Source organism: Micrococcus sp. GPGPB33 (genome assembly GCF_037853785.1).
Taxonomy (GTDB): domain Bacteria; phylum Actinomycetota; class Actinomycetes; order Actinomycetales; family Micrococcaceae; genus Micrococcus; species Micrococcus luteus.
This window is the reverse complement of the sequence record NZ_JAQMWO010000002.1, coordinates 2576114-2590444: the sequence shown is the minus strand read 5'-3', so window position 1 is coordinate 2590444 and position 14331 is coordinate 2576114. Positions and strand designations below refer to the sequence as shown.

At 64.8% G+C, this 14331-nt stretch carries 11 protein-coding genes, 1 pseudogene and 1 other annotated feature; of the genes and pseudogenes, 4 read left to right on the top strand and 8 right to left on the bottom strand.

Annotation, left to right across the window (positions count from 1 at the left end):
* Nucleotides 1–139: 139 nt before the first annotated feature.
* Both POD19_RS12260 and POD19_RS12255 read right to left on the bottom strand, forming a co-directional pair.
* A complete protein-coding gene (locus POD19_RS12260; RefSeq protein WP_083325249.1) occupies nt 140–709 on the bottom strand; it encodes a TetR/AcrR family transcriptional regulator in 570 nt (189 codons plus the stop codon).
* Between the two features lie 17 nt (nt 710–726).
* Entirely contained in the window at nt 727–2193 is a 1467-nt protein-coding gene (locus POD19_RS12255) for an MFS transporter (RefSeq protein WP_069942079.1), read from the bottom strand.
* A 279-nt stretch (nt 2194–2472) separates the two neighbouring features.
* Here POD19_RS12255 and POD19_RS12250 point away from each other — a divergent pair, with 279 nt between their 5' ends.
* On the top strand, nt 2473–2640 hold the full coding sequence (locus tag POD19_RS12250) for a recombinase family protein (protein ID WP_340309495.1): 168 nt from the start codon (nt 2473–2475) through the stop codon (nt 2638–2640).
* Between the two features lie 10 nt (nt 2641–2650).
* The gene (locus POD19_RS12245) at nt 2651–3046 is read left to right on the top strand and encodes a recombinase family protein (RefSeq protein ID WP_340309494.1); all 396 of its coding nucleotides are present in this window, start codon (nt 2651–2653) and stop codon (nt 3044–3046) included.
* Between the two features lie 42 nt (nt 3047–3088).
* On the opposite strand, the gene POD19_RS12240 is transcribed toward POD19_RS12245, so the two are convergent.
* Nucleotides 3089–5671, bottom strand: a complete 2583-nt coding sequence (locus tag POD19_RS12240) for a DEAD/DEAH box helicase (protein ID WP_340309493.1) — start codon at nt 5669–5671, stop codon at nt 3089–3091.
* Nucleotides 5672–5890: 219 nt separating this feature from the next.
* Between POD19_RS12240 and POD19_RS12235 the strand changes: the two genes are divergently transcribed.
* Complete coding sequence (locus POD19_RS12235) at nt 5891–7234, top strand: IS256-like element ISMlu11 family transposase (RefSeq protein ID WP_095354206.1); 1344 nt, start codon at nt 5891–5893, stop codon at nt 7232–7234.
* On the opposite strand, the gene POD19_RS12230 is transcribed toward POD19_RS12235, so the two are convergent.
* A complete protein-coding gene (locus tag POD19_RS12230) occupies nt 7218–9275 on the bottom strand; it encodes a site-specific DNA-methyltransferase (protein WP_340309492.1) in 2058 nt (685 codons plus the stop codon). The two genes, POD19_RS12235 and POD19_RS12230, sit on opposite strands and share 17 nt — an antisense overlap.
* Before the next feature lie 163 nt (nt 9276–9438).
* Between POD19_RS12230 and POD19_RS12225 the strand changes: the two genes are divergently transcribed.
* Complete coding sequence (locus POD19_RS12225) at nt 9439–9819, top strand: hypothetical protein (protein WP_222114844.1); 381 nt, start codon at nt 9439–9441, stop codon at nt 9817–9819.
* A gap of 12 nt (nt 9820–9831) precedes the next feature.
* On the opposite strand, the pseudogene POD19_RS12220 reads toward POD19_RS12225, so the two are convergent.
* The 4 genes and pseudogenes from POD19_RS12220 to POD19_RS12205 all read right to left on the bottom strand — a co-directional run bounded on the left by POD19_RS12220 (nt 9832) and on the right by POD19_RS12205 (nt 14269).
* A pseudogene (locus tag POD19_RS12220) lies at nt 9832–11096 on the bottom strand (IS3 family transposase).
* Nucleotides 10663–10797 (bottom strand) — a sequence feature (AL1L pseudoknot). It overlaps the preceding pseudogene by 135 nt.
* Before the next feature lie 359 nt (nt 11097–11455).
* Nucleotides 11456–12127, bottom strand: a complete 672-nt coding sequence (locus POD19_RS12215) for a 4-carboxy-4-hydroxy-2-oxoadipate aldolase/oxaloacetate decarboxylase (protein WP_340309491.1) — start codon at nt 12125–12127, stop codon at nt 11456–11458.
* Between the two features lie 56 nt (nt 12128–12183).
* Nucleotides 12184–13542, bottom strand: coding sequence for a sodium/glutamate symporter (locus POD19_RS12210; RefSeq protein WP_144819287.1), 1359 nt, complete (start codon nt 13540–13542; stop codon nt 12184–12186).
* Between the two features lie 67 nt (nt 13543–13609).
* Complete coding sequence (locus POD19_RS12205; protein ID WP_144819289.1) at nt 13610–14269, bottom strand: RraA family protein; 660 nt, start codon at nt 14267–14269, stop codon at nt 13610–13612.
* Nucleotides 14270–14331 lie beyond the last annotated feature (62 nt).

Sequence of the window (14331 nt, the reverse complement as noted above, 5' to 3'; positions counted from 1 at the left end):
CCCACTAGGCGCATGTGTCAGAGCCAGTTGGGTGCTGCTGGACAGAGGTGCCAGGGTGCGATCTTGCTTGACAGGGTTGCCCATCATCGCGCTCGACGGATTCGTCGATCCGGCCTTCTCCAACCGCGCGCTGGCTCGCTTACCCGTTGGGCTTGGCCTCGGATTCATGGACGTCATTCTGGAGTAGCGCGATGATCTGCTTTGCGGTTTCACTCCGGTGGTCCTGTGAGATGGGCCTGCTTCCGATCAGGTCGTTGACCCAGAGCCCGTCAGCAGCGAGCAGGGCGAGCGAGGTCATCTGGTCGCGCTCAGCTTCGTCTCGTTCGCTACGTCCGGTCCATCGGTCGATGAGGTCTTCCCAGATCGCCTTGTGCTGGGTGTGCTGGCTGTCGAGAATCATCTGGAACTCGGCGTGGGAGGCGGCTGTCGAACAAGTGAGTATGTAGGCGGTCAGGCGCTCCATCGGCGTTGCCTCAGCGGTCGGCTTTCCACAGGCGATCTCTAACTGCCGCTCCCAGCGATCAGCGAGTCTCTGGTGGATCGCAGCGATCAAGTCGTCTCGTGACGGGAAGTGGTAGATGATCCCGGCCCTGGTGATCCCTGCAGCGGCCGCGACAGAGTCAAACGTGACTGCTGTGATCCCGTCTTCCTCGATCACTTGGATCGCGGCGTCGAGGATCATGGTCTTCTTGCTCTCACGCACCATCATGCGCCCCTCCGATTGGTTCAGTGGTTTTCGGCGTACTCCATTGCCTCGCTGCCGCGCCCGTAAGCGCGGAGCAGCCGATTGGTCAGAGCGGCTCCACTAGCCAGCATGACAGCGAGGACGATCATCGTGACCAAATAGGCCGTGTCGTAGGCGGAGGTGGCGGCTGCGATCACGTCGAGATCTCCGTCGGCGATCCCGAGGGCATCGGCAATGCTCTCCCCCGCTGCGGCGGGAGTGCCATCCGGGAGTCGGACGACTGTGGCGTAGACGAAGGTCAGGAGGCTCCCGAGGAGTGCTACAGCCGAGAGGGAGCCCATCTCATAGGAGACTTCTTCGATCGAGGCCGCCATGCCGGCCTTTCGCGGAGGCGCGTTGCCCATAATGGCGGCGGAAGCGACGGCGCAGGTGCCGCCCAGGCCGAAGCCGGTCACGATGAAGCTGACGACCAGCAGGGGTAGTGATCCGTTCGCAGAGGCCAGCACGGCGAGAGCTAGTCCTAGGGCGGCGATGGCGAGGCTGCCGGAGATAATGATCCGCAGGCCCACGATGTGCAGGATCGCGGCCCCTAGGACACCTGAGGGCAGGGCGCCAAGCGCGATGGCTGCGACTAGCAGGCCTGCTTGCAGGGGGGTGAAGCCCTCGACGAGCTGGAAGCGCTGTGTGGTCGCGAGCTGGGCGCCAGCGATGGTGAACATCGCGAAGAAGGCTGCCAGAGAGCCGCCAGCGAAGGCGCGGTTGCGGAAGATGGAGAACTCGATGAGTGGTTCTTCCAATCGGCCCTGGCGTCGCACGAAGAGGACGAACCCGATGACTGCTGACGCCAGCGCCCCTGCGATCAGAACCCAGTTCTGTGGAATATGGGCCAGTTCCTTGATGACGAGCACGGTGCCCACCAGCCCGACCATCGCATAGAGGGATGAGACGAGATCCCACTTCTTCGACGGATCGGGATGGTTGTGCGGCGCGATGATTGCGGTCGCCACAAGTGCGATGGCAACAACGGGGACATTGATGAGGAAAACAGATCCCCACCAGAACCGTTCGAGAAGGGCGCCGCCGAGAATGGGTCCGAGCGCTGCCCCCGCGATCGACAGGCTCCCCCAGATGGCGATGGCGATGTTGCGCTCACGAGGATCGTCGAACGCGAGGCGGATCAGAGCAAGCGTGGCGGGCATCATCGCTGCGGCCCCCACAGCGAGGAGTGCCCTGGCGCCGATCAGGAAGGCAGGGTTGGGCGAGAATGCCGCTGCCAGTGATGCGGCACCGAAGATCCACAGGCCGACGACGAACATTCGGCGGTGGCCGATGCGATCGCCCAGTGTGCCTGCTCCCAAGAGGAGGCCAGCCATGACCAGGGGGTAGGCGTTGATGATCCACAGTGTCGAGGATCCGGACGCGCCGAGGTCTGCGGTCAACGTAGGCAAGGCGGTGTAGAGGATCGAATTGTCGAGGGTGATGAGTAGCAGGCCGGCCCCCACGGTCATGAGCAGCCACCACCGCCGCGGCGATGATCCAACGTCGTTCACTGTTGTACCCCTGTCCTCTGCCTGTAGTCGCATCAACGAAACTATACTAACAGGTTAGTAAAGTAAACGTCAACGCTCCGACAGAGGGATGCCTCACAATCCAGCTGGGTGTTCATTGCCCCATCCCGGCGTCAAGCCGGGTATACCCCTTTACACACCCCGTCCGCCCACGAGACCATCACGTCAGAGACGGTCCCAAACTGGGCCGTTAGACAGAAGTGTCGGAGGGTCTAAGACGTGGTTGGACAGACTGTGGCCTATGTGCGGGTCAGCTCGGCCGAGCAGAACCTGGATCGCCAGCTCGAGGCGGTGGGGGAGTGTGACCGGGTCTTCGAGGACAAGATCTCCGGCAGTTCCCGCGCCAAGCGCGCCGGATTGGCGGAGCTGATGAAGGTACGTCCGTGAGGGGGACCTGGTGAAGATCGCCTCCATGGACCGGCTCGGCCGGGACACCCGAGATCTGCACGCGATCGTGGACGAGATCACAGACAAGGGTTGCGCGGTCCAGTTCGTGTCCGAGCGGATCACCGTGGACAAGTCCGGCACCTCACCGGTGGATGGGCTCATGCTGGGCATCCTGGCGGCGTTCGCTGAGTTCGAGCGCCGGCGGATCAAGGAGCGTCAGGCCGAAGGCATCGCCCTAGCCAAGGCCCGCGGCAAGTACGTCCAGGCCCCGAAGCTCTCGGACACCGACGTGGAGCAGGCGCGCGTGATGATCGAGATGGGGATCCCGAAGGCCGAAGTTGCGCGCACGTTCGGGGTGAGCCGGCAGACCCTGTACACCTCGTTGCGCCGGCAAGCCTCAGCCTGAACCCCATCCTCGGCCGCCGGCGTCCCTTGAGTTTTGGCTTCATTACGTGGGCGCGGCCTTGTACAGGGATTCAGCGTCTTGGGCTGCGTGGACGCCGGCCTGGACGACGTCGTTCTTCATGTCCAGCACCCGCAGCTGCCCCTCGATCTCAGCGACGGCTTCGATCCGGCCGAATGCGTCCCCGTGGGTCTGGGCGTACTCGGCCAGGCCCCGCAGCTTGGGCAAGGCGTCGGCCAGGTGCGTGCCGTGGGGGTCCACGATGTCCGCGCGGATCGTGCCGTCCTGGTTGGCGTGGAAGAACACGAAGTCCGGGCGCAGGGCCTGCCACTGGCCGGCGCCGTCCTGGTAGGCGATGGCCAAGGAGTCCGTGGTCGTGCGGGAGGGGTTGCGGTACCAGCCTCGGAAGGACGGCTCGGCGGACTCTCGATCCAGCACCAGGGTCTCCCAGGTGTTCAGGTCCACGGGGATGGTGCCGTCCTCGTCGGCCATCAGGTGGAGAGGGCGAGTGGGTAGGGAACAAGCAGTGCCGTCGGGGAGGCGGCGCTGCCGGTCGGCGTGTGGCCGCTTCGGCCGGGCCAGGTCCTTGCGCTCGGGCCGGCGGGCCATCTCCCGCACCCGGTCGTACACTGCCTGGCGCTCATCGGTCAGGCCGTTGATCTGCACGCGGTACTGGCTCAGCCAGTTCTGCACGAGCTTGTCGGCCTCGGCCTCCAGATCGGCGACGACCTCGGGAGTGCGGGCCAGGGAGGCGACGATGATGTCTCCTTCGCGCAGGTCGAGATCCTCTTCGTCCTCGGGGACGATGTGGTCGATGTAGGCCCCGGCGATCCACCCGGTGAGGGTGCGGGCCGCCGCGGCGGCGGCCTCCTCGATGGCCCGGTCATCGGCTATCAGCTCCAGGCTGGTACTGGTGAGCTCCTCGGTGCCGAGCCGGCCGTGCATCCGCTGAGCGGACAGGGTGAGCACATCCTGGCGGGCGGCGGCGATCTGCTCGGAGTACTGCACTCGGCGCCCGTCGAGGACCATGCACATCGCCTGTTCGGCGGTCTTGACCGCCCCGGGCAGCAACCCGTCGTTGGAGAGGGCGTTGGCCAGGATGTCCAGGCGCTTGAGGGGCTTGGTGGTGCCTGGGGGGATGCTCATCGTGGGCAGGGAGTCGAAGACCTCCCACACGGGGTCGCCGATGGCCGGGTTCGGTGTCAAGACAACGGGGTCGAACAGCACCCGCCGTGAGGCTCGGCCCGTGGGGTCCCAGGTGGTGTCGTCCATCTCGGACTGTCCACGCATCAAGGTCTGGGCGATGGCGGTGGAGGTGGCCTTGTCGAAGTGGGGCAGGAAGCAGTCGATGGAGTTGAGCACCTCGTCGCCCGGGATGCGCCGGGCCAGCGGCGTGCGGACCATCCGGCCCAGCAGCTGGTGCACGTAGGTGGCGTCCTTGTAGGTGCGGAAGGACATCAGCACCTCGGCCCGGGGGCAGTCCCACCCGGTGGAGATGGCCTCCATCGCCAGGAGCACCCGGATGTGGGTGGTCTCCTGCACCCGTTGCGGGGCGATGTAGTTGACGATCTGGCCCGGCAGGTGCCGGTCGGTGTGGGTGCCGAAGACGTGGTTGATGTTCTGGGGCCGCAGCTCGGGCCACTCCTGGTGGATGACGTCCAGGATCCGGGAGAGGTGCTCATCGGAAGGCTTGTCGGCGACCTGCACGACCAGTAGCGGCACCACCGGGTTCGTTTCGCCCTGCTCGGCGGCGTAGGCCGCCCAGGCTCTGGTGGAGGCCTTGGTGCGGGCCACTGCCTCGCGCAACAGCGTGGTGTCGAAGGCGCCGGCTTCCTCGGGGATGGTGAGGACCACATCGTCCTTGAGCAGCCCGGAGGCTTGCACGAGCGCGGGGTCGACCTGCACGGGGGAGAGCGCGTCCCGGTCAGTGGCGTGGGCCATGGCCTGGGTGAAACGTTCCACGGTGGCGGAGATCCCGAGCACGATCGGCATGGCCGGGGCCAGGGCGGTGCCGTTGATCAGGCGCTGGACGATGGTGGCCCGCTCCTGGTCGTTCTTCTTGGTGGTCTTCATGCCCCGGTGGGCCTCGTCCAGGATGAAGTACAGGGTTCGTCCGGGGGTGGCTACGGTGTTGGCGATGACGTCGTAGATGGTGCGTTGTGCCATGTCCGGGGCGGCCATCACCGGGGTGTCGGGGCCGCTGGGGTCCGCCGCGCCGCGCACGAGTCGGGCGCCTTCGCGCAGCTTCTGGGCGTTGAGGAAGTACACCTGCCCGGGGGCGAAGGTGGTCTCGGCGAAGGAGTTCTCCACGGTGCGCAGCCGACCGTCGAGCTCGGAGGAGGCGGCATGGATCCGAGCGCGGGACTGATCGTTCAGGTCCGGGTCGTCAGAGAACCAGAGCACGGTGGCCCCGGGGTCGGGGGCGATGTCCTCGGTGTACTGGTCGGAGCCGAAGAACAGGGCCTCGATGATGGCCGCGGCCATCACCGTCTTGCCGGCCCCGGTGGCCGCGGCCAGGGAAAACTGGGACAGGACGCCGTCGTCCTGGTAGTTCTTCCTGGCCCGATGCAGCCGGTTCAGGACCTGCTCGACAGCCTGGGCCTGGTAGTCCTTGAGGGTGTAACGCATGGGGGTCAGGCCCTCCGGTTGATCTGGAAGTTGTGCAGGTAGGACTCGTACAGGCGCACCGCGGTGGTGTGTTCAGGCAGCTGCCGGGCCACGGACTGGAAAGCCACCTCGGAGTCGGTCACGATGAACGCCATCCCTACCTGGGGGTCAGCCTCCAGGGCGGGGCGTGTCAGATGGTCTGTGTAAGCCGTACCGAGAGGAACGGTAAGAATCATGACCATGATCGACGAGAAGAACCCAGGCGAGCCCTCGGGCCAGGACCTGGTCGAGCAGCTGAAAGCCTCAGGGCAGCTTGATTCCCTGTTCGCGCAGATCGACGCGGGCGGCGTCGAGCTCACCGGTGACGGCGGGTTCGTGCCCGCGCTGGTCAAGGCCGCGCTCGAGCGGGGCCTGCAGGCCGAGCTGACCAGCCATCTGGGCTACGAGAAGGGCTCGAGCGAGGCGCTGAAGCACGCCAACTCCCGCAACGGGACCACCCCGAAGACCGTGGAGTCCGAGGTCGGGCCGATCGAGCTGGACGTCCCGCGAGACCGGGGCGGGTCGTTCACCCCGCGCCTGGTGCCCAAGGGCCAGCGGCGCCTCGGGGGCCTGGATGACATGATCATCAGCCTCTATGCCGGCGGAATGACGATCCGGGACATCCAGCACCACCTGGCCTCCACGATCGGCACGGACCTGTCGCACGAGACGATCTCCAACATCACCGACGCCGTGAGCGAAGAGGTCCTGGCGTGGCAGTCGCGGCCGCTGGAGGAGTTCTATCCGGTGATCTATCTCGACGCAATCCGGATCAAGATCCGAGAGAACAGCCAGGTCCTCAACCGTGCCGCCTACATCGCCGTCGGCGTGGACCTCGAGGGCATCAAGCACGTGCTGGGGATCTGGGTCCAGGACACCGAGGGCTCGGCGTTCTGGGCCCACGTCTGCGCCGATCTCGCCAACCGGGGCGTGCAGGACGTGCTGATCGTGTGCTGCGACGGGCTCAAGGGCCTGCCGGAGGCGGTCGAGGCGACGTGGCCGGACTCGATGGTCCAGACCTGCGTGGTTCACCTGATCCGGGCCGCGATGCGGTTCGTGGCCTACCAGGACCGCAAGAAGGTCGCCGCCGCGCTGAAGCCGATCTACACCGCCCCCAACGAAGAGACCGCGAGGAAGGCGCTGGCCGAGTTCGAGGCCTCCGAGCTCGGCACGAAGTACCCGTCTGCAGCCGCGACCTGGGCGAACTCCTGGGAGCGGTTCATCCCGTTCCTGCAGTTCCCACCCATGCTCCGCAAGGTCATCTACACGACCAACAGCATCGAGTCGCTGAACTTCCAGCTACGGAAGGTGACCAAGAACCGCGGCCACTTCCCCTCGACCGAGGCGGCGGTGAAGCTGCTCTGGCTGGCGATCTGCAACATCGAAGACAAACGCGCCGCCGAACGCGCTCGGGACCGGGGCAAACCCGCCGGCCAGCGCAAAGCCCAGGGCCGGCTCGTCGAAGGTCAGGCCGTCACGAACTGGAAGCAGGCCCTCGCCCAGCTCGCCGCGGCCTACCCCGACCGGATCAACCCCTACCTGTGACCACCCCGCTTACACAGACAAGTTGACACGCCCCCAGGGCGGCCAAGAACTCGGGGGCATGGTCCATGTCCTCGAGCACCCCGTAAGCCTGGGCCACATCCCAGCCCCGTTCCGGAAGATTGGAGATGATGCGACCGCGAGAGCCGGCTTTGAGCCAGAGCATCGGCGCGATCCGGGCGAAGGCACGGTTGCGACGCACCTGCCGGGGCGCCTCATAGGTCAGCGTGAAGAACGCCGCGTTCTCCCCGAAGCCGTCGGCCATGGGGAACTCGTCAGTAAATTTGTACTCGCCCTTGATCGGGTCCCCAGCCGGGGTCTTGCCCGTGATGGCCGCAGTGACGCGGGGCTTGGTCACGTAGTCGCAGATGCCCCACTGCTCCCACTCCGCATCCCCGGGACGAAGCCCCTTCACGCGTAGACCCTTCTGCTCCTCAGCGGACACCTCGTTGTTCGTCACGCTGATGCACTGACGGCGCCCACCGTCCTGCTTGTTCAGGCGCATGACAGCGTGAGCGGTTGTTCCAGAGCCTGAGAAGAAGTCCAGCACGACCGCGTGAGGTTTTTCTTGGATGAAGAAGCGTAGAGCATCCTCAACGGCATAAAGAGACTTCGGGAATGGGAAAGCACGACCGGGAAGGAGGGAGCGCAGGAAGGTAGTTCCATATTCGGAAGCATTATGACTGGCAATCTTCCACTGCGTAGGTGCCATGCGGAAATTTAAGGGGTCGCCAACCGCCTCTACAGTGAGGGATCCGTCGGGTTCATTTCCGATAACCTTGAACTGGCCATTCAGAACACTGGCGTAAGCCCCATCTGGGAGATAGTTCACCACATATCCGTAGTGGGTTTCGCGACCCAACCGCACGCGACCCTGCTGTTGGCGGACCATCAGTTCGTCGGCCCCGACCTGCCACCTACCCTCAGACCCGTCGCGACGGATCGGCAACACCGCCTTGAGCCCCCTAATTGGCGGAGCCTCCGAAGACTCCGGAGGTATAGGCGCGCCCACCGACACAATCTTTCGCGACTCAGGGTCGACATAGATCGGGTAAAAGCCATTGGGCCGGTCCTGGCGCCTGGAGTTTGATCCCCGCCTCATCATGGACGTCCAGCCCGGGTCGTTCTTGGGGGTTACGGTGGCGGAGGAAGTGGACGCGCCCGTATCCCACTCGCTAATCAGGGGCAACCTGGATGGGGATGCGCGCCCCAGCATGAGGAAGTAGATATATTCGTCGGTGCGGCGGAAGTACCCATTTCGAGCAACGCCCTTAGCATTCATGGCCGAAGAAACCATTTGAATCCGCGCTTCAGGGAACGTCTGCTCTAGGAGCATTCCGAGGCGGAGGTACTCCTTCTCGTCGATGGTGACGATCAGGACGGAGTCCTCAGGATTGAGGAGTTCGCGGGCAACCTGGAGGCGGCGTTCCATGAAGGACAGCCACTTGGAGTGGCGGTAGTCGTCATCGGAGGCGACGTAGTCGTTGTTGTACTTCCAGTCCTTCGCCCCGGTGTTGTACGGCGGGTCAATGTAGATGCAGTCCACCTTGTGGCGGTGGGTGTAGGTGAGCATTTCGAGGGCGTGGAAGTTCTCGGCGTTGATGACCGTGTGGAACGGCTTGTCAGGCCCGCCGTTTTCGACGCGGCCTGTCTCGACTAGGCCCGGGTAGATCGGGTCCTCGAATCGGGCGACGACCACCAGGTCCTCGAGTGCTGCTGTTGAGGTGGCCGGTTCGCGGACCTCGGGGTCGACGTCTGCTTCGGTCAGGTGGGCTTGTTTGCCGTCTGGGGTGCGTTCGAGGTCGGTGACGACCCAGTGTCGGGTGTCCCCGATGGTGAGGGTCCCGCGCGGGGGCAGCACGCGGACGGTGTCTCCGCGGCGTACGGGTCGCCCGGGCAGCTCCACAGCTTCGGGCTGGTGGCGCTCAAACACGAGACCGAACTGGTTGCGTCGGGTGAGCTGACGGAACTCAGCTTCCAGGTCTGCGGCCAGCTGCGGGTCGATCTTGCGGGCCTGGGCGAGCAGGTCAGTCAGTCGAGACACGGGTGTTCTTTCTCTGGGCCGAGTGGCATGTGGCGCTGTCCGCGCTGATCCTGCCCATCCTAGGGACTGGGGATCTCGTGCCGAGCAGGGGCTTCACGCGAGTTTAGGATCAGCTGCGATGCGACTTCGCATCGCGTCCTCCACTCGAGCAAGGAACTCGCCCATGTCACGACGCTCTCTGGCTTCTCTGGTCACTGCTGCTGCTTTCGTCGCCACCGCTGTCCTCGGGGGCGCGGGACCGGCGGCAGCCGGCACCACGTATTCGGCCCCGCTGCGCACGGCGGTGTCGTCTTTGGCGGTGGCGGCGGAGAACAACACCGGCTATGACCGGGACGCCCAGTTCGGTGGCTGGAAGGACGCGAACGGGGACTGCCAGAACACGCGGGCTGAGGTGCTGATCGCCGAGTCCAAGGTGTCCCCGACGTACACCACGACCCGTAAGTGCACGGTGGCCAAGGGCAAGTGGGTGACCGGTTGGGATCTGGTCACGCACACCTCGGCCTCGACGGTGCAGATCGATCACATTGAAGCGCCCTGGGTCTGATGGAGACTCGCGCTATTTGATTCCGACCAGCTGTTCGCGGCCGGCTTCGACAGCATAGAACGTGTCCTCGAACTCGGCGGGTGGGACGTCGCCGAGGTAGCCGTGGAGGCGTTGCGTGTTGTGCCAGGACACCCACCCGAGGGTCGCGAGCTCGAGGTCCTCGACCGTTCGCCAGGGACCTGGCCGTGCGGGTCCGCGGACGAGCTCGGCCTTGTAATAGCCGTTCACGGTCTCGGCCAGGGCGTTGTCATAGCTGTCCCCGACGGTCCCGATCGACGGTGTCGCTCCGATCTCGGCGAGGCGTTCGCCGTAGCGAATGGAGGTGAATTGAGACCCCGCGTCGCTGTGACAGCGCAGGTCCTCGTGGCGAGCGCCGCGGGACCAGCGGGCCATCTCGATCGCGTCGAGGACCATCTCGGTGCGCATGTGTGACGCGCACCGCCACCCTACGATCATCCTGCTGAACGCGTCGACGATGAAGCAGACGTACGCGACGCCGGCCCACGTCGGCACGAACGTCAGGTCGGTGACCCAAAGCCGGTTCGGGGCAGGCGCGGTGAACTCCCGCTTCACGAGGTCCAGGTGCCGCGCCGACGCCGGGTCCGGCCGGGTGGTCTTGACCCTCTTCGACCGCCGCGCACCCTCGATGCCTGCAGCGCGCATCAGCCGGGCGGTCTGGTCTCGGCCGATCATGATCCCCGCCCGGCCGGCGGCTTTCCAGAGCTTGCGGATTCCATAGACGCGGTAGTTCGTCTCCTAGAGCTCGACCAGCTGCGGGATCAGCTCCTCGTCCCGCACCGCGCGAGCCGAGGGGGCGCGGGTCTTGGCGGCGTAGTAGCTGCTCGGAGCCACCTGCAGCAGCCTGCAGATGAGCTCGACTCCGAGCCGGCGAGCGTCGACCAGGTCATCCTTGTTCGCGTCGATGAACGCGACTACTTCCGGTAGTGGCGGTCGAGCTCCGCCCCGAAGAAAGACGCAGCATGCTTGAGGACCTCATTGGCCCGCCGCAACTCCCGGACCTCCTGCTCCAGCTCACGCACCCGCTGCGCCTCAGCGCTGCTCACACCAGAGGTGACGCCGTCGTCGATGTCGGCCTGCTTGACCCACATCCGCACGGACTCGACCCCGTATCCGAGCTGCGTCGCGACCCGCTGCACAGTCCCATGCTCGGTCCCCAGCTCGGCACGCAGCGTCCGCACCATCCGGACCGCCGCGGCCTTCTCCTCCGGCGAATACCGACGCGTCGTCGGCTTCCCCGCTGTCTGCTCTTTCGGCATAACTCCATCCTCGTTTCCAAGGTCAGGAGTCTCCAACAAACCCAGGGCGCTTCACCCACGCCGACCTGAGGGGCGATGGCCCGGATCGAGTGCGAGCGGGGCCCTCCTTCGGCGGCTTGGCGTTCGAGGACCAACCGCACGGCGCGCTCACGCAGCTCGGGGCTGAACTTCTTGGGCATGTTCCGATTCTCCTTCAGTTGGATCGGAACGAAACCCAGGGCGCTTCAGGAATGGTGGAACACCAGGTCGGTGGCGACGTCCCTGACCAGTTCGGTGGCCTGGCGGGCCATCGTGCTGTCCGGGATCTGGATGCCGTCTTGACCGGGAACCCGAATCGGGGCAAGAGCATTGCCGCATGCTCAGGGAATGTCCAGCGCGGCATCATCCCTTTCTGGGTTCTCGAGGGCCAGCAGTTCGAGAGTGGATGCCCCTTGGCGGAGTTTCCTGCGCATCCCTTCTTCCTTGGCGGCGCGTCCCTTCGAGGCCTCCAGGACTTCGGTGATGCGGTTCGCTTCCACGCGGCAGACACCATCGCGGTCACCGATCATGAGATCGCCTGGCTTGACCAGCACACCTCCAACCCGGATGGGGACGTTGATGCGTCCGTGCCTTGCCTTGGTGGTGCCCTTGATGCTGATTCCTCGGCTGTACACCGGAAAGCCGGCGTCGATGATGTCCTGGGCGTCCCGGACGGATCCGTCAATGACCAGTCCGTGCAGTCCCCGTTCCTGGGCGGCGAGAGTGAGGACGTCCCCCCATGCTCCCGCTTCCAGGAACCCTTGGGCGTCGATGACCAGGACGTCTCCGGGCCGGGCTTGCAGCAGGGCGACATGGATGTACCAATTGTCCGCCGGGTCGAGTTCCAGCGTGATGGCACGTCCGCACATTCGGCTGGCCGGGTTGACCGGTTTGATGCCGGAGTCGAGTGCTCCCTCCTGGCCGCTGGCCTCGTAGACGGTGGCGGCTCCCAGCGCTTGGAACTCCTTGAAGTGGTGGTCCATCGAGAGGGTGGTTCCGAGGTTCTCGTGCATTGTTGCCTTCTCCTTGTTCTTGAATTCCTGAACGCTGCCGGGCGTTTCGTTGGGTCTCAGACTCGGCCGGCGACCGGTTCCGTCCTCTTCGGAGGCGAGGCGTTGTTTCTTCGGCGCAGGAACAGGAAGCCGATCCCATAGAACACGGCCCACAGCCCGGCGCCGATGGCCAAGAGAGTCACCACACCACTTCCGGTTACGGCGATGACGGGCCCGAGGGCAATCATCCCGACCCATACCGGCATGAACAACAGCAGGAAGACCCCGCCGGCGTCGCCGGCGGAACTCTGCAACTTCGGGTCGATGCACCGCAACAGCGTGAGGCCTGTTGCCGAGTTGCCAATGCTCTGGCCGAACATCAGGGCCAACTTCTCAAACCACTGCTCACGGCAGAACAGCTTGCAGGACACCACGTACAGCACCGTCATCACGGCCAGCATGAGGACGCTGTAGATGAGGATCGGCACGGCATAGGAGACCATCGCGCTGATACTGAGCGTGCCGATCGCGGCCACAATGAGGAACTCCAGGACCAGTCCGCTGATGTTGTTGACGGTCTTCTTGTCCACGTAGACATCGGTCTTGGTCACCGTCATCAGAGGCCAGATGATGACCGCCCCGATAATGCCCAAGACGATATCGTCGATGTTGGAGAAGTATCCGGAGACGTTGTGCACGAGGAGTTCTCGGATGCCGTATCCGAGCATGATGCACGCGGCCAGGAAGAAGACCTGGAGCGCGATGGCGTTGATCCCCGAGGTCGAGGTGGTGTTGACGCCGATGGGCGTGCGCTTTTCCGCGGGCATGGGACCGCCGTAGTACTCCGCGGGGAGGTTCTTGGGCTTGGCCACGAACTGGGTGTAGCCCTTGCGCACGCCCCAGTTGATGAGGGGCATCCCGATGCCCAGGGCGGCCATGAGCCCAATGGTCGCGACGATCATCGCGATGCCCATGAAGTCGGAATGGCCCAGTTCCGCGAAGATGCCTGCCGCCGATCCTGCAGCGCCGTGTCCGGCGAAGAAGGAGTAGACGCCGACGATGCCCCAGTTCGGTGGCATGGTGGTCCACACCAGCGTGAGCAGGAACCCGATACCGACTCCGAAGAACAGCATCGCCCCATAGTTTCCCGCGGCCACCACGCCGTAGTCCATGTAGGAGGCGGCTCGCTTGCGGTCGAGCCGGTTGCCGAAGATCATCGCGGTCAGGATGATGATGATCAGGAACTGCGGGTATTGAGCGATGGCGTCCGAGATCGGCACGATACCGAGCACCTGCGGGCCGCAGATCAACAGCAGTATTCCACCGATGACCGAGGCCGGAATGAAGAGCCTCTGGAGTACTTTGACTCGCTCTCGGATGATCCATCCCAGCCCGATAAACAGGCTGAGGATCATGATATCCATGATGATTTCCATGATTTCTTTACCTATTCGACGTAGTTAGTGCGCTGCCGGGAAGTGCCACATCAGGCACGAGCATTCCTCAAGGCGCTACCGCCCTCTGGAGCGTGTGGTATTGGAACCGCTCGCGGGATTCCACCAGCCTGCTGCCGGCCTGGACGTCCGCAACGATCTTGTCCTCTGTGGTTTCGATGTGCTCGGCCAGGTCCAGCACCTCACCGATGACGCTCTGGGGCACCACGACGACACCATCGGCATCGGCCAGCACGAAATCACCGGGATGCACCCCGACGCCGTCGATGAGAAGCTCCCCCTGCACCTCGGCGCATCGCACCCGGTCCTTGCCCGTGCGCATGAACACCCCCGAGGACCAGATGGGATATCCGGCCTCCGACGAGGTCGAGACGTCCCGGCAGGCTCCATGGACCACGGTCCCCGCGACTGCCCGCATGGCCGCCACCCGGCTCATGATCCCTCCCCACGTGGTGCAGTCGGTCCGCCCGGAATTGTCGATGACGACGACATCGCCTGCGGGGACGTCGTCCAGGAAGTCGCCCACGGTGCCGGCCTCATCCCCGGCCTCCTCGTACCGAACGGTGAAGGCCCGTCCTGCGACGACGGAGTCCGTCGCCCGGCGGGACAGTCCCTGGATGGAGCCGGGAAGCCCAAGGGCGTCCAGTGCGTCCGAGACTGCCGCGCTGGGCAGGGCCTTGAGTCGATCGATATGCGGTGCTGCTTCCATGGTGCCGATCCCTTCTCGTATGATCTGTGTCACCCCATTCTCAAAGGTGAATCAATAGCGAG

Coding starts and splice junctions, on each gene's coding strand:
- POD19_RS12225 (WP_222114844.1), top strand. CDS start 9,439: ATGTCACGACGCTCTCTGGCTTCTCTGGTCACTGCTGCTGCTTTCGTC.
- POD19_RS12255 (WP_069942079.1), bottom strand. CDS start 2,193: ATGACCGTGGGGGCCGGCCTGCTACTCATCACCCTCGACAATTCGATC.
- POD19_RS12215 (WP_340309491.1), bottom strand. CDS start 12,127: ATGCACGAGAACCTCGGAACCACCCTCTCGATGGACCACCACTTCAAG.
- POD19_RS12205 (WP_144819289.1), bottom strand. CDS start 14,269: ATGGAAGCAGCACCGCATATCGATCGACTCAAGGCCCTGCCCAGCGCG.
- POD19_RS12260 (WP_083325249.1), bottom strand. CDS start 709: ATGATGGTGCGTGAGAGCAAGAAGACCATGATCCTCGACGCCGCGATC.
- POD19_RS12210 (WP_144819287.1), bottom strand. CDS start 13,542: ATGGAAATCATCATGGATATCATGATCCTCAGCCTGTTTATCGGGCTG.
- POD19_RS12235 (WP_095354206.1), top strand. CDS start 5,891: ATGATCGACGAGAAGAACCCAGGCGAGCCCTCGGGCCAGGACCTGGTC.
- POD19_RS12240 (WP_340309493.1), bottom strand. CDS start 5,671: ATGCGTTACACCCTCAAGGACTACCAGGCCCAGGCTGTCGAGCAGGTC.